Origin of the sequence: Pseudomonas macauensis, from assembly GCF_047902425.1 — a bacterium.
Lineage (GTDB): Bacteria > Pseudomonadota > Gammaproteobacteria > Pseudomonadales > Pseudomonadaceae > Pseudomonas.
The window spans coordinates 1,933,274-1,952,752 of record NZ_CP138377.1; the positions used below are offsets into that span (position 1 = coordinate 1,933,274).

Consider the following 19,479-nt stretch of genomic DNA (forward strand, 5'->3'; position numbering starts at 1 on the left):
TTGCGGTCTTGCTACTACCGTGGCTTTTCAGACGAAATGCTTCCAGATGTTTAATGCTATCAGTGGGTTAGCGGTTGGCTAGATCTAAAATATTTCATAAGGATCTGGACTGGGCGCATAACTTTGCACGAAGAGTTGGATTAGATGTTAGTCAGCTGAAAAGAAGCTGCGTGCGCATCCATAGGCTAAAAGGGCTTGTTTGGCTGGAAAAGGAGGGGCAGGTGATAGACGTGATTTGGTATCAATCGTAGTTATTATTGTTTCTTATTGGTTCTTTGGGATGGTCTATAAATAGCGTTGATTTCCTCTCTCGTAAATGTAGTTTGCCCTTGGAGGTAGTCTTTATGGCTGTGAGGCAATGGGTGGATTTTGTTTTTAGCTATTTGCTGCTCAATGCTTCGCGGGCTCAACCAGTATTCTGATCTGGCCGTTTTTTCAGTGGTGTAAATGCTAAAGTGGTTTTTTACCTTTTCGGCATCTAGACGGCTCATTAGTGAGGTGGCTGATAATTTGATTTCCTTAATAAAATTGGAGGATACAAAACGGCAGTGGATCATTTTTGCTGAGCAACCGGATATTTTTGCAACTTCCGAAAATGTGAGAAGCCGGCGCCTCCAGCGAAGCGCTTGGTGCAGGCTTTTACGGGTGCAGAAATCACGGCCTGGAATTCCAGTTTTTCTTGTGGCCGGAGCAGTTATTAAAATACCCATGTTAATTAGAGTGGGAATATCTTTTAGTTCCAAGCTAAGCTTGTTGGCAGCCTCGCTAAATGTTACCCCTAAGGAGTTAGATAGTTTCTTTGGATCTTCACTGCTTCTAGGGGTTGTGAGAAATGAAAGAAGTTCGGGGTGGATGCAATTCTTAGGGTAGGCAATCAGTGAGGAGTTGAAAATCGCATTGCGAATTTCATGGATGCCGACGGATGTTAATAGCCGTTGAGCCGTCTTGGGTTTGATGCCAAGGTTCTTAGATATTTCACGATTGAGCACATAGGTGCGTTGGAAATTCTCAACCTCGCTGCAAGGGATCAGTACACCTATTTTTCTGTTAAATCGCTCACCCTTGAGAAGGCCAAAGTGGTGAAGACGTTGAATAGTTTTCTTGCTCGTGTTTAACGCATGCGCTACCTCCGTAGCGTTCATGAGTCTATTCGCGTTACACGGATAAGGCAGACAGTCAGCATCTTCCCAGGTAATTTTTAGGCTATCCGATAGCGAACGACACAGGTCTTCTACATGATATAGAAAAGCAGCGGAACCGGTGGAGGGCTTTTGGGTGCGAATGCCTTTCTTCGAGGTTTTATCAATGTTAAAGGAGAATCTAATTTCATCAGGGCTAAGTAATAGTTGACTGCAGTTACATGCCTGCGCGTGGAAAGTTGGTCTCTGTTGAGTTGCGGCAAAAAAATACTCGATGGCGTGGGCGCGCAATTGAGTGTTGTCCGACATAAGCCATGGTGCCAAGATCGCTCGACGATGTAGACAGGGATATAGTTTTTGCTGTTTTCGGATGTAACTAAAGAAATAGCCTTTGTCTCCGGTTGCGATATTCTGACAGTCAGTCAGTAATGTATGACGACACACAGAACTTTGCAGGTATCGGGTCGAATTTATCGCAGCGTAGAGATTTTTCATATATGTATCATCGGCCTGCTGGATTGCTTGTACGACAAGCATCGTTGAGTAATTATCCGCTGGCTGGGCCCTAAGTTGACGCAAGTCCTGACCGCACGGGCAGGAGAAGCCTTTTAGTTGGCGCCAACAAAAGGGTGCGTTACAGGTTGGGCACTTCAGATAGTAATACTGCTTGTGCTTTGGGCAAATGTCGCAGAAAACATACGAGTGCATGTAGTGTAAGTGGCCATCTTTCAGGCACTCCGGACAAATGGCCAGATCTTGGCGCAGCAGGTAAGCAGGTATTAGGATACCGTTAATTTTGAATGCGTCTGTACGATAATACATAGGCCTAATATTGAATATGGCTTTGAGAGAGCGTCGATTCTCGCTGCTCAGCGCGGGCTGCTCCATTAGCAACTTATATAATGGTGATCCCACCAATTGATTTTTAGCTATCCCGCCATTACCTAGCCGAAATGCCATGAGGAACTGGCCGACGCTCACGTAGCCATTTTTCTGCGCTAGTCGTAGGATTGTACTGGCAAAGCTTTCCTCGTTCTGGGGGATGGCGATGTATGGAAGTGTTTCCATTATTTTGCTCCATAAATTATTTTCTGCAGATCTGACAATGAGAGTTCGAAAGGATTTTTCTTCGTCAGACTTCGAGAGTAATGAATTCGCGTCGCAGAATAGGCTAGATCTTCAGATGTAAAGTTTCGATCATTTCTTTCCAGTGCACGCTTTAATGCAGAATGCAATAGTAGTCTTAGAATACGAAGGTTGCCGGTGCTGAATATATAAAGTGCGAGCAAAAGCTTTTCGTCGCAGAGCACAGGGATCTCATCAAATGGCATAACTTTGCTAATTTCTTGGGAGAAAGCTGCCACCAGTGTGGCGAAGATATTTACATCTTCCGGTGTACGTAGCGAGAAATTGTGCAGGTAGGCCCGGAAAGGAAACCTGCCGGCTAACTGCTCGTCGTCATCTACTATCATTTCACTTTTTCGAGTGCCGGAGAGGATAACGGTTCCTTTAAACGTATTGATCAATACTTTAACCCAATCGCACACAGCATTGCGCGTAGGCTCGGCTCCCCTTGAGATCAGATGCTGCCACTCATCCAGGATTATGATCTTCGTGTCGCAAGTTGCCAATAAAGTGAACAGCCGACTTTCCAGAGTACTAAGTGGGTGATTGTTCCTGTGTGACCCCAACTCCTTCAAGATATTATCTACAAGCCCTTTGATTGTCGCGCGAGGTGGGACTACGCAACTTATAACCGGCTGCATAGTTGAAACTCCACCATCGTTATGTGCAACGCGTGAGCCGCCGAAACGGGCTGTCAAAATGTCACAAATTCGTGTTTTTCCAGTGCCAGCATCTCCGAGCAGCAGTACTGAACTGGGTTCACGGCGATCCCGCGTTGTTTCGATGGACTCATTGATGATCTCCACTGCACCTTTAAACTCAGGATGGGCAACGGTGAATGAAGAGAATCTGGCGAGAATGTCTGATCTATCAGGGCTCCTCATGGCAGATGTCCTCCACATTAAATGTGTCGAACTTCGCTGACTCGATGATGCTTAGAGAAACCGAAACCGGTTGCTTAATGGCTTCTTCGGAGTGTATGTAGGGGCGCGACGACATTTGACTCTTTCCGGACGCGCGGGCTCTATTGCTGCGTTGCTTTGCAGAGCGCTTTGTGGCTTGCCTTTTGATCTCCTGAATGTCTTCGAACAGTTCTAGGCGCAGTTTCAAGGCCTCGCTGTCTTTGAAGTTGCGTCTGCCGTCATTTATCTCTCGCATGACGTTGAGGTGTACGCTCAACGTCAGTTCATGCTGATACGTAGGCCGGGTTGCATATGCTGGAATTATCTCCTTAGGAGTTTGGCGATGGGCTACCCATACCACGGAGAGGTCGCAAGGGTCATAATAAACGATGGCAGTTTGTTTCTTGCCCAAGCGTGCGGCTATTTCGGCCACGCCGGGTCCGGTCCACGAGAGCCAAAAAAGCTTTACGCGGCCGTTGGTCAGGCGGCGATAACAAATACTGCGGGTCAGCTGCTCGAGGTCTGATTGGCTGTAACGCTCCGGCGGTGGCGATTTGGCGAGGAGTTCCATCCGTTTTTGGTGGGGCGACATGAACAACTCCTCGTGGTAGCTGTTGTGGTAAATCTTTAACCACTTGGCAAATGCCGCCCTTAGCTGCTCGAGAGTGAGACAGGCGTGTTGTCGCGACTTGTAATCGCCGAGCTTAGCTGGCGACCCCTTGGTGGTGCCGGGCAACATATGCACCAGCCCCAGGTCAACGGTTCGGAAGAACCTCTCGACAAAGGCTTTCGCGTCTGGTTGACCAGGGGGGACGTAGCGCAAGGAAATACCAAGAGTTCCAGCGATGTTTTGGAGCCAGTCGTTAACATTCTCCGAGCCATTGTCCAGATCACAGTTGCGCATCTTTCCGCCGCTGTTGGGGTCGTCTTCTTCTCCTCGTATGGCACGAACGAGGGCGGAGACGACAAACTCGGCGCAGGGTGCGCCAATAGCCATATGCCAAGCGACGCATTCACGTGTGGCAGGATTGATGCCCGCAACCAGTACAGGACGTCCGAGCAGCTTGCCCGTTTGATCAACGATCTCCACATCCATAGTTTTCGCATCGAATTGCACGGTGGCGTATAGGTCGTCATCGACATGTAGGGCTCGACCGTGTTTGAACGTCTTATGCGCTGCTCTGTTTCCCTCGCGCATGCGCGCAGTGAGGTAACGATCGGTGTTCAGGACCTGCCGCCAGAACGTGGCGTAGGAAGGGGCTTTTAGCAGCGGAACTTCTGCCTTCATACGCTTTATGTTTTCCGCTTGAATGTGCCCTTTCAGCAAGCGGTAGGTGTACTGGATAGTTGGGCGTTCACGGGTCAAATAAACCGCGTTGATGTAATGCTTCATCAGCTCGATTACTGCGGGCTTAGTGGGACGCGGCCGGTTTTGGGGATAGTTGGGGAGCAACGCCAACGGATTGCGATTGTTGCGCAGATAGCGCATGGTCCAGTGATATACGGTAGCGAAGGATGGTTTGTGCTGATCTCCCAGGGAAGCGGCTGTTGCATCGATCAATTTACACAGACGGTTTCTCGAGCAGCCAGACAGCTCTTTTTGCTCTAGATAAGCGTCCACATAAGCTCGCCGATAATCATATTTCTTCCGGTCGGCTGCCGAGCGCAATAATCGAGAAGCGTCGCTGAGCTCGCCAGGAGCTGCTGCCATTTTGATAATGCTGCCTTGATGCTGCAGCACGGCAAACTCAGCGCGTGATAGATACCGCCGCTGGTATCCAGTGAGGGAGCACAGAGATATCTGGTCATTTAGGACGCAGGTCACGACGTAGGTCGTATTTTCCAGCAGGTACTGGGATCCGACCACTGGGGAATTTGAATTGATCATGATAGAACCTCCAGAACCGTGTCTTGCGTTAACGGGCGATTCAAATCCGCGCCAAAGATCCCATTAAAAATGGCCAGATACTTGGCGGAACAACTTACTGCTGGTAATTGCTGCAACAGCGCAGCGAGCGTCAGGTGCTTCTGCAAAAATTGCGTTCGGCTGACGAGGTATGTGTACTCTTCCGGACTCGTATTGAACGATCGTGAATACAGAATTCTCAGATTGCACAATTTATTATGTGTGCGAATATCACTGCTATCTAGGAGTCGTAATGTACTTCCGCGATCTCGTAGTAATTGCTCTGCAGCTCTAAGTTTTCGGTGGTACTTAGGCGGTAGCCCGTATCTATCTGGTTTTACCTCAACGTAAAAGAGTTCTTCATTGGCTTCGACTGAAAAATCTGGTGTGTAAATAAGTTTTTCTCCGAAATCAATGAGAGTCAACGTCTCGGGTTGGCTTTGGTACTTCAATACCTGTGTGTCGTACTCAAGCAGTATGCAGTAATCCGCCTCCAGCATGCTTTCGCAAATAACTTGGCAGTTATTCTTGCGTGATGGGAAAAGCACGACATTCTTGCCATAATGATATCGAGCCACATTTCTAGCCGCTGCAATAGTCATATCCGCCTCCGCTGCGCAGCACAATTCCCCGACTGAGTTTCAATACATTTTCTGAGCCGCCATTTTCCTTATTCCTTTGAGCAATTAACGACCTCTAATCATGCCTGATAGCTCTAGGAGTTTTGTTACGGATAACGTAACTATCTTAGTTGCATCAGTGTTTCGTGAAGTTTGCTACCAAGGGTTGCCTCTTGTCTCTGCGTGAAATTGTTTGCGATCGTCGGATGATCCGCTCTATTGCGTCGTTTTCAATAGAATAAAATTTCGCAGTATGTCCGGATGAGAGTGAGGACACGATGGATGCGCTACAGAATTCGCAGCGATAAGCAAGTAAACCAGATTAGAGGTATGCTCTTTTGGTATAGCTTGGCCGATGAGCTCGGTGTGCCTAATATATGTCAGGCGGTTCGCGAAGCGTGGGAGTATAAGTACCCGGAGCTAGACTGCCGTGGGCCTAATCGAAAATGGGGCGCGCGCGCGAAAGGTGCGCTACCAAATTATGATGCACAAAAGTTAATGACGGCAGAATTTCCCAAATTGAAGGAAATACTTGAGTCTCCGTTATGGCTGAGCTTGAATCAAACTATTGACCCTGTATTCATAAGTCGCTGCGCATCTACTATCCGAATTAATGGTTCTCCCTTGGCGTTAGATCCAGGGCGGGTTAATACTACTATGGCATTGGTATGTGGGGCACCGCATTGGTCGCGTCTTGCCTTTTTGATTCTCATACTTCGTAGCGAATCGCCTGAGTATGATTTGTATCGTTATTGGGTTGCGCGCAATTTTACATCTTATGTGTGCTTGGTTTTTGCACAAAGGCCGTTTTACTTGGTCAGTGAGAAAGTTTTTGAGGTCATAGATAGCTTATATCGAGCAAAGAAGTTCCGCGTTGATGCCATAGACAGATGGCCTGTCGACTGGCCGGACCTCAACGAAACAGTTTGTGCTGTCTCACGAGCTGCGGATAAATTGCATGCGACAGGGCGCGTAAACAGCTTTGAGGAAGGATTGTTTTTTTTATGGAGTGCTGTGCGCGGATTGAGTGCCAGTGAGAGATTAGGATTATTTGTCTCAATCTTCTTAGGTTTGCCAATATCTGATCGCTATCGAAAAAGCTTTTCACGAGAAAAATCAAAATGCACCGAAGTTGATATGGGAGTTGATGATTTGCTGTTAAGGAAGCTCGGCGGAAGTCGGATTTTTCGATCTCTATAGGCGGATTATAAGTGGTTTTATTCAGTCTGCCATTTCTGGGCTCTAAAATATATATTATTTGTTTATTCGTAGAATGGTTCTATATTTGGTTGAGAGTTTTTTTATTCGCTCTAGGTACATCGCCTTTTCTGCGGTATTTTTTTGTATTGTTTGTTTGAGTTGGTTGGTTTCTTTTTCGTTGAGCCTTACCAATTCTTGCTTTTCATTTTTTGCCTTATCAATTTCTCCTTCTTTAATGCGCAGTTCTTTGGAGTTTTGGCGTGCTTCGAGAAGGAGACGCTCGTTGTCTCTGCTTAGCTGTTCAATCTGAGCATGGAGAGAATAGTTTGCTTGTTGAAGTTGACGGATTTGAAGGTGAAACTGTTGGTATTCTCCTTCGTTCTTGCGTATGTCCTCTGTGCGCTGTCTTTCCACACTCTCTCGATAGTGAGCCAGCACGTCACGGCTATGCCTGTTCTTCTCTTCGAGTGATTGTATTTGGTTTTCTCGTTCAGAAGATATCGCTCTCAAGCTGCTTTCGATGCAGGCTAAACGATCTCGCTCGGCCTCAATTTTCTGCATCTGTTCTTTGAGGCTCTCTTCGCCCAAAAGCAATGCTTGTAGTTGGGTAGCCAAGTTTTCATTCATTTCTTCTAGATGCCGAATTCTTTCTTGAGAAAGTTTCTGTTCTGCACGGTACTCCAACTGCCTTCTAGTTAAATCCTCACGCTCATTTGCGACGGCATATTCTGCTTCTTCACGTATACGCTCTGAGATTTGACATATAAGTATTGATATTTCTTCGCTTAACGCCGGTGGCGTACTTGGCTCGTGCTCCGCTAATTCTTTTAAATATCTTTGAATGGTGGTTTTAGAACCGGTGTTGCCTAGTTCAACGCGTACGGCATCAATCGTCGGCTTATTACCTCGCGCGATAAGCTTATTTCTTGCAATTTTAACCACCGCTTTGTTGATGCCGCCGCGCGCCATTGCTTTGCTCCGACGATTTCGTACTGTATTACAGAGTATGGAAGTTACATGGTAATTTCGCTCGCAAAATCTTCCTGTGTCCGACGAGGTCGCATTTGATAATGGGGAGTTATCTAATGTGACTTTCTGTTTTCGGGTTTTGGGGCGAAAATGAGTTACAGATAGCCGTATGTTGCGGGAGGTGGCCTATGTACGATTCGCTTGAGCGGTACCGGCAAGCTGGTATCCGTCCAAATACGCAGAGAAGCTACCGATCTGCAGTCGAACACTTTGAAATGGAATGGGGTGGGGTCTTGCCTGCGACGAGTGACTCGATCGCCCGATATCTTGCAGACTACGGCGATTCTCTATCGAGTAATACTCTTCGATTACGGTTAGCAGCGCTTGCGCAGTGGCACCTGAATCAAGGTTTTAATGATCCGACTAAGTCACCTCTTGTCCGGCAAGTGCTGCGTGGCATAAGGGCTCTTCATCCGCGGTTGGAAAAGCAAGCAAGACCGCTTCAGGTTACCGAGCTGGAAGTGTGTGTAAATTGGTTGCAGAGTGATTTGCTTTCGATCAACTATCAGGAAGAACCAGGAAGATATCTGCGAGATATCCGAGACCGAGCCTTGCTGTTGATCGGATTTTGGCGTGCCTTTAGGAGTGATGATCTTTGTAATGTCCGTGTAGAGAACATAATGGTAGCGAGGGGGGAGGGGATGCAGGTATTTATTGGGTCTGGGAAAAGTGATAGGGAGAATATTGGCGCCACATATAGAACTCCGGCCTTGGTTAGGCTGTGCCCTGTGCAGGCATATATTGAATGGGTTGAATTGGCTAACTTGAAAGAAGGCGCTGTTTTTAGACCGATAGATCGCTGGGGGCATGTCGGTGATAAGTCGATGCACCCCAATAGTATTATTCCATTGTTGCGCTCGGTATTTTATCGTGCAGGTTTGGATGCATCGCTTTACAGCAGCCATTCCCTTCGACGAGGATTTGCCACTTGGGCGACTAGCGCTGGTTGGGATCTCAAGTCGTTAATGTCTTATGTTGGTTGGCGTGATCCGAAGTCTGCAATGCGATATATAGATTCTGGTGGTGACTTTGTCGGGTTTTTGTAGGGCGCCTCCAAGCGTATTCAGATATTAAATAGTGCTATGTGTAAACTCCATGCTTTATCCTCAATAACACGATGTTTACTGCTTGATGTCCGATTTCGTTGATTAGCAGGTCAATAGGCTTTTGATTGCACAAAGCAATGACGGGATGTGTAAGCCATTCCTCAGCTAATGCTTTTGAACCGAGGGCCTCATGAGCGTTTGCAAAGGTCTGTAAAAATAATATTAGTTTACAGCTTTGTTTTTGGCTTATTCTGCCTCGCGGTTTTTTTAGATGGTTTCTCTTAAGGCATAATATTGATCTAAGTGCGGCGGTACTCTTGAGAAGCGTGTTCTGTGATATCAAGGTTCTTGCGTTTTTTCGTTTTAGTCCTTTGCATGAAAGGAAATAGGTTGAGATATCTCCCGTTAGTATAAGAGGGGATTTTGATAGAATTTGGCATAGCTCGTCCTCCTCTTTCTTTGAGAGTGAAGGGTGGTCTAGGGATTTCCGTGTCTTGCTCTCTATATTGTATAACAACATTCTATCGTCTATTGAGTGCTGTATTATTTTACCGAGTTCCCTGTCGTGTACGGGAGCGTCATACCATTTGACAAGATCAGAGTATGGCGCAACCCTTAGCTTTGGAGCTGCTGGCCGACCAAAGGTTGGTCCCGCTCTGTAGCAGGCACGATATGAACTTCGCGAAGATACTTTTCCTAGATTACGATGGTGTACTTCACCCTGACGAAGTCTATTTGACTAAGAGAGGGCCAGTCCTCAGGACTGATGGCGAGCTATTTATGTGGGCCCCATTACTCACTGATCTTCTCGATGACTTTCCTTCGGTGCGTGTCGTTTTGAGTACTAGCTGGGTTCGTAGGCTGGGATTTCGCCGAGCCCTCAGCTTCTTGCCCATTGCAATTCAGGCAAGAGTTATTGGCGCGACCTGGCACAGCCAGATGTCTAAGGGGTTGGCTGGCGAGAGTGGATGGGACTCGCGCACTCGGTACGGGCAGATCGCCCGTTACGTTGCAAGATCACAGCTTTCGTCATGGCTCGCCATAGATGATGATTCACTTGGATGGCCTCCCGAGGCTGAAACTCACTTGCTCCGGTGTGATCCCGCTCATGGGATTTCGCAGCGTGGTTTGCTTGATGAACTCGATCGGAAATTGAAGGAAATGTAGAACCTAACGAATGAGGAATGTATGCCTGCGAGACTCGTAATTCAGACGTACGTGGCCGGGGAATGGCATGATGCTTTACTTATAAGCGTCTCGGATCATCTGGCGGGGAGACAATGCTCCTGTAGCGCAGTTTATCTGCACGAGTATCTCTATAAGTTTTTCGAGGAAAAAACATTTCCTTTGGAGTCTGCTGTTAGTGTAAACATCCCACTCTCTGAGGTTTGTTATCTGACTAATGGGTTGTTTTCGTTTTTGTACGATATTATTCCGGGAGGTGCTGCGCGCGATTATCTCGGGAGGATCTATGCCGATAGTAAACCTCGCGGGGTGAGTTTGGATTTTTTCCTTCTTAGCCGATGTACTCCGTCTCCTATAGGACATTTGCGCGTTAAGAGTTCTGTAAATGAATGTAGAGTGGTGCAACTAGAACCGTATTCCCGCGAAGAAATTAATAGAGGCGTCAGTATATTTTCTGACTCCGTAACAAGAGGGCGGTATCTCTTAGTCGGGGCAATGAGTGCGCAAGGCGATGCTCCGAAGCTGGCTGTTGTAGAAGGCCCAGATGGCGCCTTTTACGCTGATGCACAGCTTCCTGATTGCATGGCCAGAAGGCATTGGCTGGTTAAGTTTCCGAGGGGGCGTGCCACCGAGCGCGATAAAAATATATTGCGCGCGGAGTATTGTTATTATAAGGCTGTATCGCGAATAGGCTTAAATACAATATCTATTGATGGAATGACCCTTGAAGAGTTTGTCCAGCCGAGTCTTTGGTTGCCACGTTTTGACCGGAGAGTCGTCGAGAGTGGCGTAGAGAGGATTCCGGTTGAGTCATTCTACTCAATTTGCGATGAGTCCACGCGTGGAGCAAGTCTTAAGCATGAGAATGTCCTCCAAAAATTAATTGAGATTTGGACGTATAATGGCCAATCCTTGGATATTGAAGAGTTGATTTTCGAGTATCTTCAGCGTGATTTGTTGAATCGAATTCTCGGAAATTCAGACAATCATGGAAGGAACTCCGCGATCCTTAGAGCGCAAGGAGTTTTGCGCTTGGCTCCTATATACGATCTCGCGCCAATGGTGCTGGATCCCCAGGGCGTCACTCGCATGACTAAGTGGGAGTCGGAACGCGTAGGCAGACTGGATTGGTCTGACATCTGTCGAGGATTGAAGGGGCACATCGAACCGGATGCGTTTTTCGAGCGACTTAGAGCGGCTGCTGAGCAATTTAGAGCGCTACCTGATCTTTTGATTGATCTCCCTTTAGAAGTAAAAAATTCACCCGTGATTCCGCTCAGGTGCCTTGATAGACGATTAGCTGAATGGGACCTGCGCCAGTCGTGATTCGCTGATCATTTGGGCGAGAGTCGAATTTTTACATTGAGGAGTGTTGGAAAGTTATGCAGCACGCGGTAAGCTGGGTTTCATGGTAATCTCTCGTGAGGAAAAAGAAATTGTCAAAACTTGCTGAATTCCGTGCGGCGGAGAAAGCTCTAGCCGAGCAGTTGGCTCATCTGGAGTCTTTGAAGAATGACGGTGCGCTCAAGAAAGAGATTGAGTTTGAAGAAAAGCTCAAGGTCCTGATGGGCCAGTACGGGAAATCTCTGCGCGAAGTCGTTGCTATCCTGGATCCTGACTCAGTGAAGGACGCCGGCCGCCGTAGCTCGCTCGCTAGCCTGCCTGGCCGCCGCGCGCGCGCCGTCAAGGTCTACAAGAATCCCCATACTGGTGAAACTGTCGAAACCAAAGGTGGCAACCATAAGGTACTTAAGGCTTGGAAGGCCGAACACGGCAACGACACTGTGGAGTCTTGGCTCAGCGCCTGAAGCGCTTAAGCCTGTTGAGAATAGCGCCGCGTACGGCGCTAGTTCGTTGAATGGCGCTGAGTCGAGTAGTAGTAAGCCAGAACACTACCGATCAGTGGTCCTGCAAATGCTAAAACTTCGCTGAAGTATCGGCTTTGGAGTGCGCCACAAAGCAGCACTCCTCCCAGTAACATAAAGATGACAATGAACCCGACAAGCGCGGGAATACGCTTGTTGATACGTTCTGTCTTCGGCTCAGCCTGGCCAATCCCGCCGCACACCATACAGGGCAAGCCTGCGAAGCTATTTCCCTTCAGTTCGTTCTCTTTGATGCATACAGCACAGGACAGCTGTTGCTCTCCGTTGCGACAGGTTCCACTGCCTTCGCAGTGGGCGCATGGGTACAAATTCGACTTGATGTCATGCATCGTCATTTTCTTCTCTCACTACGGGTCAGGGAATGCGGATTCCTAACGCATTCAGCGTCGGCGTATCCATTCGCCCATTGATCTGCAGCCCGCTGTCCATTTGGAACGACATCAGCGCGCCGCGCGTCGTCTTGCCCAGGATCCCGTCGATTGATCCTTCGTAGTATTTGCGCACCATCAGTGCGGTTTGCACACGGAGTACAAGATTTGAAAGCTCGCTTGCTGCTGGGCGCGCCGGAGCTGTCCCGGTCATGGTGTCCGTACTGGGGGCGACAGAATAGTTGCTGAAGCTGTTCCCTGATCGCCTGATAGGGCTGGTGCCTCCGCTATCACTCGACCTGCTCGGGGCACTGTAGTAGGTGTTCGGTGTGTAACTCGGCGTAGGAGCGGCCGGAGGGCTGTAATAGCGCGGAGCACTGTAGCCACCCGATCCGCTGTAGTGAGAGCTATGCGAGCTGTGGGATCGATGAGAACTGTGCGAGCGGTGCGCGGCGTAGATATTCACGGCGTCGGGGGCGTTGAGCGTGTTCATGAACACGGGAGGTAGCGCATCGCTGCGTGGTTCCCAGGAGGCATCGGCAAGCGGCAGTTGGTTTGCTTGCGCGAAAGCCGTGCCGGCGACCGGCAGAAGCGTGATATGGCCGATCAGAATTTTCCAGCGATCGAGCAGACTCATGAGGTGCTCCTTGCGTAGGTACTGAGTTCTTCCGTGGATAGCGGACGAATACCGCGGCTCTGCCAACGGTCGGTATGGGATTTGAAGAAGCCTGCACATTGGCTAGCGGCGGCGCAGTTTTGGCACGCATCGATGAACAGATTCTTCCAGTCGGAAATGCTTTTTCGAGCAAAGCCCCATAGATGTGCGGGCAACACGCACAAGGGCAGGTTGTAGATCGAAATCGGCACGCCTCGGTTGTGCAGGAAAAAAACCGACTGGCCGAGCTGCTCCTGGTAATCCAGCGGATCTATCCAGAGTTGCTCATAATGCTTTTTCGCCAGGCCAGTACTTTCGATACCCATCAAGGCCACATGACGGGCGAAGGGAAGATTGCGGAATATGAAATGGGCCAACTCGGGCAACCTGGGCGTGGTCTGGCGATTCAGCACTACGCGTACTTCCACGATCTGATTGGCCCGGGCGAGGTTGTACAGTCCCGTCAGTGTTTCGCTGAACGCCCCGGGCGCCTGAACCAGGTGGTCGTGATCGTCAGCATTGTCAGCGTACAGAGGCACTCCCCAGCTTAATTTTTGGTGGTCCAACTGCTTCAGCTCGGAAATCCAACTGGGATCGCTCAAGAGCCTGCCGTTGCTGAGTAGATGGATCGACTTCTCTGGCAGAACTGACATGCACTTGGTGAGAATCTCCAGCAGCCCTTGGCGATAGAGCGTCGGCTCGCCGCCGCTGATGCCGAGGTGCTCTTCTCCCGGGTCCATCAGATCTATCAGGCGTAGGTTCTCCTCGATGTGCCAGCGGTCATCGACATCCTTTGGTGGTTGCGAGCACATGAGGCACAGACTGTTGCAGCGATCGGTGATGAATAGCAGGTTGGAATTTGCGCCCCTCCGATACAGCACGCGCACCAGATTGCTAGCGGGCGTGAGTGCAATGACGTCGCCGGGGCGGACAACATTGGGATCTTTTGGCGCATGCAGTTGCACTGCCGTACCGGGTAACTCTGGTGCGTCATCGGAGGGGCACAGAAACGCGCCCATTGGAAGCGTGCCCAGGTTCGGATGTTGCAGTAGCTCGTGCGACTCGAACCAGAGAGCCAGGTCCTGAAGCGTTGCAGGACCAGCACAGGCGGCTGTGCCTTTCTCGATGAACTCGCTGACAGTGATTACCTTCAGCAAGCGCGGGGCGGCAAGATTCTGGATGTCGAATTGAGTCTCTCTGCGCAGCATCAGCTACCCCCTGTAACCCACATGGGAGATGTCAGCGACTGAGCGACGCGTCAGCCAGGAGAGCAGAACACGCTGGACGCCATCGTCACCATCTCGCAGCAGGCGGAGCAGGTGTTGAAGCAGTCCCATATTCTTCTCGCAGAAACTGCTGAAGGCGCGATGACCAATCGGATCCCCCTGGCGGGCGAAGTGTTCAACAGGGTCTGCGCCGCAATACGGAACCAGCGCGCAATCGCTACAGCCCGGCAAGGCTTCTGCGATGCCGGCCTCGAGCAGTAGATGCATCACGGGCGCATTCAACAACTCGCGCAACGGTTGCCGGACACTACCCAACCGCAACCCGTCTTCGCCCATTTCAACAAGCATTCGGGCTTCGTCGGAGGGGTAAACATAGCCGTCGTAGTTGTAAACGAGGGCACCGGTCCCTGCGCCCATGGGGGAGCGCAAATCGACGTATCCGGACGAGAAGGGCGTCAGAATGTTGTTCAGCAGCAGCGCGGTGTAGCTCTCGGAAAGGTGGATACCTTGCTGGTTCAACTCCAGGAGATAGGCGAGAGCTTCCTGGTAGAAGAGAACGTAGCGCTCCATCGGGTAATCGAGACGCTGCGCGCTTTTGGAGGCGAAACCATAAGGACTTAGTGGTCGGAGTGAAATACTGGAGAACCCTTGCCGTACATACTCATCGATGATCGCTCGCGGTTGCTCCAGGCTCCTGGCGGTGAGCGTCGTGAGTGCCGATACCGCGCCATGGCCCAACTTAATCCGAACGCGGCGAATGCCTTCCAGGGTCCGTTCGTAGGAGTCGCGAGTAGGAGTGGGGCGATTGGCGTTATGGAGCTCGGCAGGTCCGTCCAGGGAAGTGGAAAACTGGATGCGGTGCTTGTGGGCAAAATCCAGGACTTCATCAGTCAGATGATGCAATGTGCTGGTGATGACGAACTGAATGTCGCGTTGTTCTGTCTCGTTTCGCTCGACAACACGCTCGACGATCTGGCGTATGCGATCAAAGGCGAGCAACGGCTCGCCCCCCTGGAATTCGACGGTGAGAGTGGGAGAGGTGGACTCAAACAGCCGATCTACTGCATCCATTGCATCTTGTGCAGTCAGGTCGTGGCCGTCGCCGGCAAGCGGAGCGCGCGAGACCTGGCAGTACTGGCAGGTGTGATTGCAGCGCAAGGTAACGACAAACAGATGCAAGGCTGGCCCCTGCAGAAGGAAGTCCTTGCGGCTCCGGAATTGCGCGGCCATCTCTGGCAGTGGATCGTGCTTGCCAGGTTCGTAGATGAAGTGCCGCGCCAGTAGGTCCTTGTAGAGTGCGGTGCCTCGCTGCAGGCGCTTGTCCAAGAGATCATGCAGTTGTGCATTCGTTATGGACAGGTGCTCCCCAGCATCACTGATGATCAACACGTCCTGTGGGCAGTCGCCCTGCATGCGCATGAATCTGAAGGGCAACAGCCGATAGCTACTGTCTTTGATGATGACCGCGCTCATTCAGAGCTGCAGCCGATCAGCGCCGTGCGAATCAGTGCTTCTCTGATGCCGGCAGTCTCCTGTTGGATTCGCTCACGCAAAGCGAAATCATTCAGCTGCTGGAGCAGCAGAGCTTTAACCCGATCGACGGAGAGTGTGGCGGCGTTAGCGGAGAGTGGATTCGGAGTGACTACCAGGGTAGTGCGCTGTCCCTGCTGCTGGACCTCAGCAACAAGATCTCTGGCAACGCTATAGGCTGCTCTTTGTATAACGCCGGACGAGTACGCCTGCTCGTCCAGCTGCAAAACGACCTGCCATGTCATGGGCTTCTGTCCCTGAATTCCCGATGCTTTGTCAGGGAGTTTGCCGTGTTTTGTGGCGGAAGGCCATCAAGCAGTGGGAGCGCTTCGCCATGGGGCATATAGGTAGCTATCTCTTGACCCTCCCATGAACTCGACAGCCTGAGCTCTGTGTAAGCTGGGATGTGTTGAGACAGTATGCTTCCGTCCGCTGGATCCTCAGCACGCCGCCATGGGACTTGCAACTATAAGGCTCGGCGATTGGGCGCAGCACGCTCGAAACTTCTGGTCAGAATGCACGGTACTACCTATATCCTGCATATGATCCGTGAAGCGTTTTCGTTGCGATATTGCAGTGAGTCTAAGGCTAGCGCGGCATTCTCGGCCTGCTGACGTGCCTCGAGGATCACGCTGTGGTGTGTCGACTTGGCGCACACCGGGTCGGTGGCCTCGGCGTCGCCGGTGAGCAGGAAGGCCTGGCAGCGGCAGCCGCCGAAGTCGCGCTCCTTCTCGTCGCAGGAACGGCACGGCTCGGGCATCCAGGCGTCGCCGCGGAAGCGGTTGAAGCCGAACGATTCGTACCAGATGTGCTGCAGGCTGTGATCGCGCACATTGGGGAATTTCACCGGCAGTTGCCGCGCGCTGTGGCACGGTAGCGCGGTGCCGTCCGGGGTGACGTCGAGGAACACGCTGCCCCAACCGCCCATGCAGGCCTTGGGGCGCTCCTCGTAATAGTCGGGCACGACGAAGATCAGCTTGCACGGGGTGCCTTCGGCAGCCAGGCGCTCGCGGTATTGCGCGGTGATCCGCTCGGCGCGCTGCAATTGCTCGCGGGTCGGCAGCAGCCCGGCACGGTTCAGCTCGGCCCAGCCATAGAACTGGCAGGTGGCGAGCTCGACGAAGTCGGCCTCCAGCTCGATGCACAGCTCGATGATACGGTCGATGCTGTCGATGTTGTGCCGGTGGGTGACGAAGTTCAGCACCATCGGATATCCGTGGGCCTTCACCGCGCGGGCCATGGCGAGCTTCTGGGCGAAGGCCTTGCGCGAGCCGGCGAGCAGGTTGTTCACCTCCTCGTCGGCGGCCTGGAAGCTGATCTGGATATGGTCGAGCCCGGCGTCGGCGAACTCCTTCAGGCGCTGCTCGTTGAGGCCGATGCCGGAGGTGATCAGGTTGGTGTAGAAGCCCAGCCCGCGGGCGGCGGCGATCAGCTCGGCGAGGTCCTGGCGCACCAGCGGCTCGCCGCCGGAAAAGCCCAGCTGCGCCGCGCCCATCTCGCGGGCCTGGCGGAACACCTCGATCCACTGCGCGGTGCTCAGCTCCTCGCCGCCCCTGGCGAAGTCCAGCGGGTTGGAGCAGTACGGGCACTGCAGCGGGCAACGGTAGGTCAGCTCGGCCAGCAGCCAGAGCGGCGGGCCCACCGGCGCCTCAGCGCAGCTCGATCCAGAATTGCGCATGGGCCACCTCGAGGAATGCCAGGATGTCTTCGTCGATGCCCGGCACGCCGGGGAACTCGGCGCGCAGGCCGTCGATGATGCCGGCGACGTCAGCCTGCCCGTCGACGCGGCCGAGGATCGCCCCGGCGCTCTCGTTGAGCTTCACCATCCCTTCCGGGTAGAGCAGCACGTGGCAGCCCTGGGCCGGCTCGAATTGCAGGCGGAAGCCCCGGCGCAGGGCCGGCACGCTGTCCAGCGAAGGCAGACTCATCACAGCAACCCCCTGTGCCATACGCGCTCGCTCGTCACCGTGTGGTACGGCGGGCGCTTCAGTTCATAGGCCATGCTCATCGCGTCGAGCATGCTCCAGAGCACGTCGAGCTTGAATTGCAGGATCTGGAGCATGCGCTCCTGGGCCTCGCGCGTGCGGTAGTGCTCCAGGGTGATGCGCAGGCCGTGCTCGACATCGCGGCGCGCCTGGGACAGGCGCTTGCGGAAGTAGTCGTAGCCGCTGGCGTCGATCCACGGGTAGTGCTGCGGCCAGCTGTCCAGGCGCGACTGGTGGATCTGCGGGGCGAACAGCTCGGTCAGCGAGCTGCTGGCGGCTTCCTGCCAACTGGCGCGGCGGGCGAAGTTGACGTAGGCGTCCACCGCGAAGCGCACGCCGGGCAGCACCAGCTCCTGGGACAGCACCTGCTCGCGGTCCAGCCCCACGGATTCGGCCAGGCGCAGCCAGGCCTCGATGCCGCCCTCCTCGCCGGGTGCGCCGTCGTGGTCGAGGAGGCGCTGCAGCCATTCGCGGCGCACCTCGCGGTCCGGGCAGTTGGCGAGGATCGCCGCGTCTTTCAGCGGAATGTTCACCTGATAGTAGAAGCGGTTCGCCACCCAGCCCTGGATCTGCTCGCGGGTCGCGCGGCCTTCGTACATGGCCACGTGGTACGGGTGGAAGATGTGGTAGCAGGCGCCCTTCGCGCGCAGGGCCTGCTCGAATTCGGCAGGAGTCATGGCTGACTGGCTCATGCTTAGGTCCTCTAAGGGGAAGTGCGCACTGGAGCTAATTTCTGGCGCGTTACAAATTGATGGCCATGCCGTCCCACGCCACCTCAATCCCTAGAGCATCCAGTTGGGCCCGTTCAGGCGAGTCAATATCGAGGATGGGGTTGGTGTTGTTGATGTGGATAAGCACCTTGCGCGGCCCGTCGATGCCATCGAGCACCTCGATCATGCCACCGGGGCCGCTCTGGGGCAGATGCCCCATCTCGCTGCCGAGCTTTTCGCCCACTTCGCAGACGCGCATCTCGTCGTCGCGCCACAGCGTGCCGTCTACCAACAGGCAGTCGGCGCGGCGCATCCACCCCAGCAATTCGTCGTCCACCTGACCCAGGCCCGGCGCATAGAAAAGCTTGCCGCCGGTGGACAGGTCCTCGATGAACAGGCCGATGTTGTCACCCGGATGCGGGTTGCCGCGGTGCGGTGAGTAGGGCGGTGCGCTGCTGCGCAGGGGGATGGCAGTGAAGCGCAGATCTGGGCAGGTGGGTACTTCGAATATGGGGCTTTCTAAATCAATGAGATTCCGGACCAGTCCGCCGTTCCAGTGTTGGAGCATGGTGAACAGTGGGAAGCCATTAGTCAGGTCCTGATGAACCATCTCCGTGCACCAGATCGAGAGTGGGCAACCCTCGCGCAGACTAAGAAGTCCGGTGACGTGGTCGATCTGGCTATCCATCAGGATAATCGCAGCAATGCCGGTATCGCGCAGGCTGCGGGCTGGTTGCAGCGGCGGAAAGGTTTCAAGCTGGGCGCCAATATCCGGGGAAGCGTTGCACAGCACCCAATCTATGCCATTGGCGCTGACGGCAATGGAAGATTGGGTTCGCGGCTGGGCGCGGACCTTGCCGCTGCGTACACCCTGGCAGTTGCGGCAGTTGCAGTTCCACTGGGGGAAACCGCCGCCCGCGGCTGAACCGAGAATCTGAATATGCATGAGAGGTATGTTCTGCCTCGG

At 52.6% G+C, this 19,479-nt stretch carries 20 protein-coding genes; 5 read left to right on the forward strand and 15 right to left on the reverse strand.

The window, feature by feature from the left end; all coding sequences use genetic code 11:
* Positions 1 to 254: 254 nt before the first annotated feature.
* The 4 genes from SD196_RS09280 to SD196_RS09295 are packed head-to-tail and all read right to left on the reverse strand — an operon-like array spanning position 255 to position 5,674.
* Positions 255 to 2,207: a TniQ family protein gene (locus SD196_RS09280; RefSeq protein WP_416311294.1), complete on the reverse strand. Its 1,953-nt coding sequence runs from the start codon at positions 2,205 to 2,207 to the stop codon at positions 255 to 257.
* Positions 2,207 to 3,148 carry a TniB family NTP-binding protein gene (locus tag SD196_RS09285; RefSeq protein ID WP_416311295.1) on the reverse strand — a complete coding sequence of 314 codons (942 nt, stop codon included), beginning with the start codon at positions 3,146 to 3,148 and terminating at the stop codon, positions 2,207 to 2,209. The genes SD196_RS09280 and SD196_RS09285 overlap by 1 nt, the downstream gene beginning before the upstream one ends.
* Positions 3,135 to 5,054: a hypothetical protein gene (locus SD196_RS09290; protein ID WP_416311296.1), complete on the reverse strand. Its 1,920-nt coding sequence runs from the start codon at positions 5,052 to 5,054 to the stop codon at positions 3,135 to 3,137. Before SD196_RS09290 ends, SD196_RS09285 begins: the two co-directional genes overlap by 14 nt.
* Positions 5,051 to 5,674: a TnsA endonuclease N-terminal domain-containing protein gene (locus SD196_RS09295; protein ID WP_416311297.1), complete on the reverse strand. Its 624-nt coding sequence runs from the start codon at positions 5,672 to 5,674 to the stop codon at positions 5,051 to 5,053. The genes SD196_RS09290 and SD196_RS09295 overlap by 4 nt, the downstream gene beginning before the upstream one ends.
* Positions 5,675 to 5,974: 300 nt before the next feature.
* On the opposite strand from SD196_RS09295, the gene SD196_RS09300 reads away from it, so the two are divergent.
* Positions 5,975 to 6,892, forward strand: a complete 918-nt coding sequence (locus SD196_RS09300) for a hypothetical protein (protein WP_416311298.1) — start codon at positions 5,975 to 5,977, stop codon at positions 6,890 to 6,892.
* 54 nt (positions 6,893 to 6,946) lie between these two features.
* On the opposite strand, the gene SD196_RS09305 is transcribed toward SD196_RS09300, so the two are convergent.
* Positions 6,947 to 7,861 carry a DNA-binding protein gene (locus tag SD196_RS09305; protein ID WP_416311299.1) on the reverse strand — a complete coding sequence of 305 codons (915 nt, stop codon included), beginning with the start codon at positions 7,859 to 7,861 and terminating at the stop codon, positions 6,947 to 6,949.
* A 188-nt stretch (positions 7,862 to 8,049) separates the two neighbouring features.
* Here SD196_RS09305 and SD196_RS09310 point away from each other — a divergent pair, with 188 nt between their 5' ends.
* Complete coding sequence (locus SD196_RS09310) at positions 8,050 to 8,967, forward strand: site-specific integrase (protein ID WP_416311300.1); 918 nt, start codon at positions 8,050 to 8,052, stop codon at positions 8,965 to 8,967.
* A gap of 34 nt (positions 8,968 to 9,001) precedes the next feature.
* On the opposite strand, the gene SD196_RS09315 is transcribed toward SD196_RS09310, so the two are convergent.
* Positions 9,002 to 9,487 (reverse strand): antitoxin Xre/MbcA/ParS toxin-binding domain-containing protein, encoded by a 486-nt coding sequence (locus SD196_RS09315; protein ID WP_416311301.1) that lies wholly within the window; start codon positions 9,485 to 9,487, stop codon positions 9,002 to 9,004.
* Between the two features lie 152 nt (positions 9,488 to 9,639).
* On the opposite strand from SD196_RS09315, the gene SD196_RS09320 reads away from it, so the two are divergent.
* The 3 genes from SD196_RS09320 (at position 9,640) to SD196_RS09330 (ending at position 11,960) form a co-directional block, all read left to right on the forward strand.
* Entirely contained in the window at positions 9,640 to 10,134 is a 495-nt protein-coding gene (locus SD196_RS09320; protein WP_416311302.1) for an HAD domain-containing protein, read from the forward strand.
* A 21-nt stretch (positions 10,135 to 10,155) separates the two neighbouring features.
* Positions 10,156 to 11,478, forward strand: a complete 1,323-nt coding sequence (locus tag SD196_RS09325; RefSeq protein WP_416311303.1) for a type II toxin-antitoxin system HipA family toxin — start codon at positions 10,156 to 10,158, stop codon at positions 11,476 to 11,478.
* A gap of 110 nt (positions 11,479 to 11,588) precedes the next feature.
* On the forward strand, positions 11,589 to 11,960 hold the full coding sequence (locus tag SD196_RS09330; RefSeq protein WP_416311304.1) for a histone-like nucleoid-structuring protein, MvaT/MvaU family: 372 nt from the start codon (positions 11,589 to 11,591) through the stop codon (positions 11,958 to 11,960).
* A gap of 38 nt (positions 11,961 to 11,998) precedes the next feature.
* Here SD196_RS09330 and SD196_RS09335 read toward each other — a convergent pair whose 3' ends face one another.
* The 9 genes from SD196_RS09335 to pqqB form a co-directional block, all read right to left on the reverse strand.
* Positions 11,999 to 12,367, reverse strand: a complete 369-nt coding sequence (locus SD196_RS09335; protein ID WP_416311305.1) for a molecular chaperone DnaJ — start codon at positions 12,365 to 12,367, stop codon at positions 11,999 to 12,001.
* A gap of 25 nt (positions 12,368 to 12,392) precedes the next feature.
* Positions 12,393 to 13,043 (reverse strand): His-Xaa-Ser repeat protein HxsA, encoded by a 651-nt coding sequence (gene hxsA / locus SD196_RS09340; RefSeq protein ID WP_416311306.1) that lies wholly within the window; start codon positions 13,041 to 13,043, stop codon positions 12,393 to 12,395.
* Positions 13,040 to 14,269: a His-Xaa-Ser system radical SAM maturase HxsC gene (gene hxsC, locus SD196_RS09345; RefSeq protein ID WP_416311307.1), complete on the reverse strand. Its 1,230-nt coding sequence runs from the start codon at positions 14,267 to 14,269 to the stop codon at positions 13,040 to 13,042. Before hxsC ends, hxsA begins: the two co-directional genes overlap by 4 nt.
* Before the next feature lie 3 nt (positions 14,270 to 14,272).
* Complete coding sequence (hxsB, locus tag SD196_RS09350; protein ID WP_416311308.1) at positions 14,273 to 15,760, reverse strand: His-Xaa-Ser system radical SAM maturase HxsB; 1,488 nt, start codon at positions 15,758 to 15,760, stop codon at positions 14,273 to 14,275.
* Positions 15,757 to 16,062: a His-Xaa-Ser system protein HxsD gene (gene hxsD, locus SD196_RS09355; RefSeq protein ID WP_416311309.1), complete on the reverse strand. Its 306-nt coding sequence runs from the start codon at positions 16,060 to 16,062 to the stop codon at positions 15,757 to 15,759. Before hxsD ends, hxsB begins: the two co-directional genes overlap by 4 nt.
* A 284-nt stretch (positions 16,063 to 16,346) precedes the next feature.
* Positions 16,347 to 17,495 carry a pyrroloquinoline quinone biosynthesis protein PqqE gene (gene pqqE / locus SD196_RS09360; protein ID WP_416311310.1) on the reverse strand — a complete coding sequence of 383 codons (1,149 nt, stop codon included), beginning with the start codon at positions 17,493 to 17,495 and terminating at the stop codon, positions 16,347 to 16,349.
* Positions 17,467 to 17,745: a pyrroloquinoline quinone biosynthesis peptide chaperone PqqD gene (pqqD, locus tag SD196_RS09365; RefSeq protein WP_259754690.1), complete on the reverse strand. Its 279-nt coding sequence runs from the start codon at positions 17,743 to 17,745 to the stop codon at positions 17,467 to 17,469. Before pqqD ends, pqqE begins: the two co-directional genes overlap by 29 nt.
* Positions 17,745 to 18,494, reverse strand: coding sequence for a pyrroloquinoline-quinone synthase PqqC (pqqC, locus tag SD196_RS09370; RefSeq protein WP_416311311.1), 750 nt, complete (start codon positions 18,492 to 18,494; stop codon positions 17,745 to 17,747). The genes pqqD and pqqC overlap by 1 nt, the downstream gene beginning before the upstream one ends.
* 49 nt (positions 18,495 to 18,543) lie before the next feature.
* A complete protein-coding gene (gene pqqB / locus SD196_RS09375; RefSeq protein ID WP_416311312.1) occupies positions 18,544 to 19,458 on the reverse strand; it encodes a pyrroloquinoline quinone biosynthesis protein PqqB in 915 nt (304 codons plus the stop codon).
* Between the last annotated feature and the right edge of the window lie 21 nt (positions 19,459 to 19,479).

What these genes read in the sequence shown, in the direction of transcription:
- SD196_RS09280 (WP_416311294.1), bottom strand. Translation starts at nt 2,207, where the DNA reads ATGGAAACACTTCCATACATCGCCATCCCCCAGAACGAGGAAAGCTTT.
- SD196_RS09285 (WP_416311295.1), bottom strand. Translation starts at nt 3,148, where the DNA reads ATGAGGAGCCCTGATAGATCAGACATTCTCGCCAGATTCTCTTCATTC.
- SD196_RS09290 (WP_416311296.1), bottom strand. Translation starts at nt 5,054, where the DNA reads ATGATCAATTCAAATTCCCCAGTGGTCGGATCCCAGTACCTGCTGGAA.
- SD196_RS09295 (WP_416311297.1), bottom strand. Translation starts at nt 5,674, where the DNA reads ATGACTATTGCAGCGGCTAGAAATGTGGCTCGATATCATTATGGCAAG.
- SD196_RS09300 (WP_416311298.1), top strand. Translation starts at nt 5,975, where the DNA reads ATGCGCTACAGAATTCGCAGCGATAAGCAAGTAAACCAGATTAGAGGT.
- SD196_RS09305 (WP_416311299.1), bottom strand. Translation starts at nt 7,861, where the DNA reads ATGGCGCGCGGCGGCATCAACAAAGCGGTGGTTAAAATTGCAAGAAAT.
- SD196_RS09310 (WP_416311300.1), top strand. Translation starts at nt 8,050, where the DNA reads ATGTACGATTCGCTTGAGCGGTACCGGCAAGCTGGTATCCGTCCAAAT.
- SD196_RS09315 (WP_416311301.1), bottom strand. Translation starts at nt 9,487, where the DNA reads ATGTTGTTATACAATATAGAGAGCAAGACACGGAAATCCCTAGACCAC.
- SD196_RS09320 (WP_416311302.1), top strand. Translation starts at nt 9,640, where the DNA reads ATGAACTTCGCGAAGATACTTTTCCTAGATTACGATGGTGTACTTCAC.
- SD196_RS09325 (WP_416311303.1), top strand. Translation starts at nt 10,156, where the DNA reads ATGCCTGCGAGACTCGTAATTCAGACGTACGTGGCCGGGGAATGGCAT.
- SD196_RS09335 (WP_416311305.1), bottom strand. Translation starts at nt 12,367, where the DNA reads ATGCATGACATCAAGTCGAATTTGTACCCATGCGCCCACTGCGAAGGC.
- hxsA (WP_416311306.1), bottom strand. Translation starts at nt 13,043, where the DNA reads ATGAGTCTGCTCGATCGCTGGAAAATTCTGATCGGCCATATCACGCTT.
- hxsC (WP_416311307.1), bottom strand. Translation starts at nt 14,269, where the DNA reads ATGCTGCGCAGAGAGACTCAATTCGACATCCAGAATCTTGCCGCCCCG.
- hxsB (WP_416311308.1), bottom strand. Translation starts at nt 15,760, where the DNA reads ATGAGCGCGGTCATCATCAAAGACAGTAGCTATCGGCTGTTGCCCTTC.
- hxsD (WP_416311309.1), bottom strand. Translation starts at nt 16,062, where the DNA reads ATGACATGGCAGGTCGTTTTGCAGCTGGACGAGCAGGCGTACTCGTCC.
- pqqE (WP_416311310.1), bottom strand. Translation starts at nt 17,495, where the DNA reads ATGCGCAATTCTGGATCGAGCTGCGCTGAGGCGCCGGTGGGCCCGCCG.
- pqqD (WP_259754690.1), bottom strand. Translation starts at nt 17,745, where the DNA reads ATGAGTCTGCCTTCGCTGGACAGCGTGCCGGCCCTGCGCCGGGGCTTC.
- pqqC (WP_416311311.1), bottom strand. Translation starts at nt 18,494, where the DNA reads ATGAGCCAGTCAGCCATGACTCCTGCCGAATTCGAGCAGGCCCTGCGC.
- pqqB (WP_416311312.1), bottom strand. Translation starts at nt 19,458, where the DNA reads ATGCATATTCAGATTCTCGGTTCAGCCGCGGGCGGCGGTTTCCCCCAG.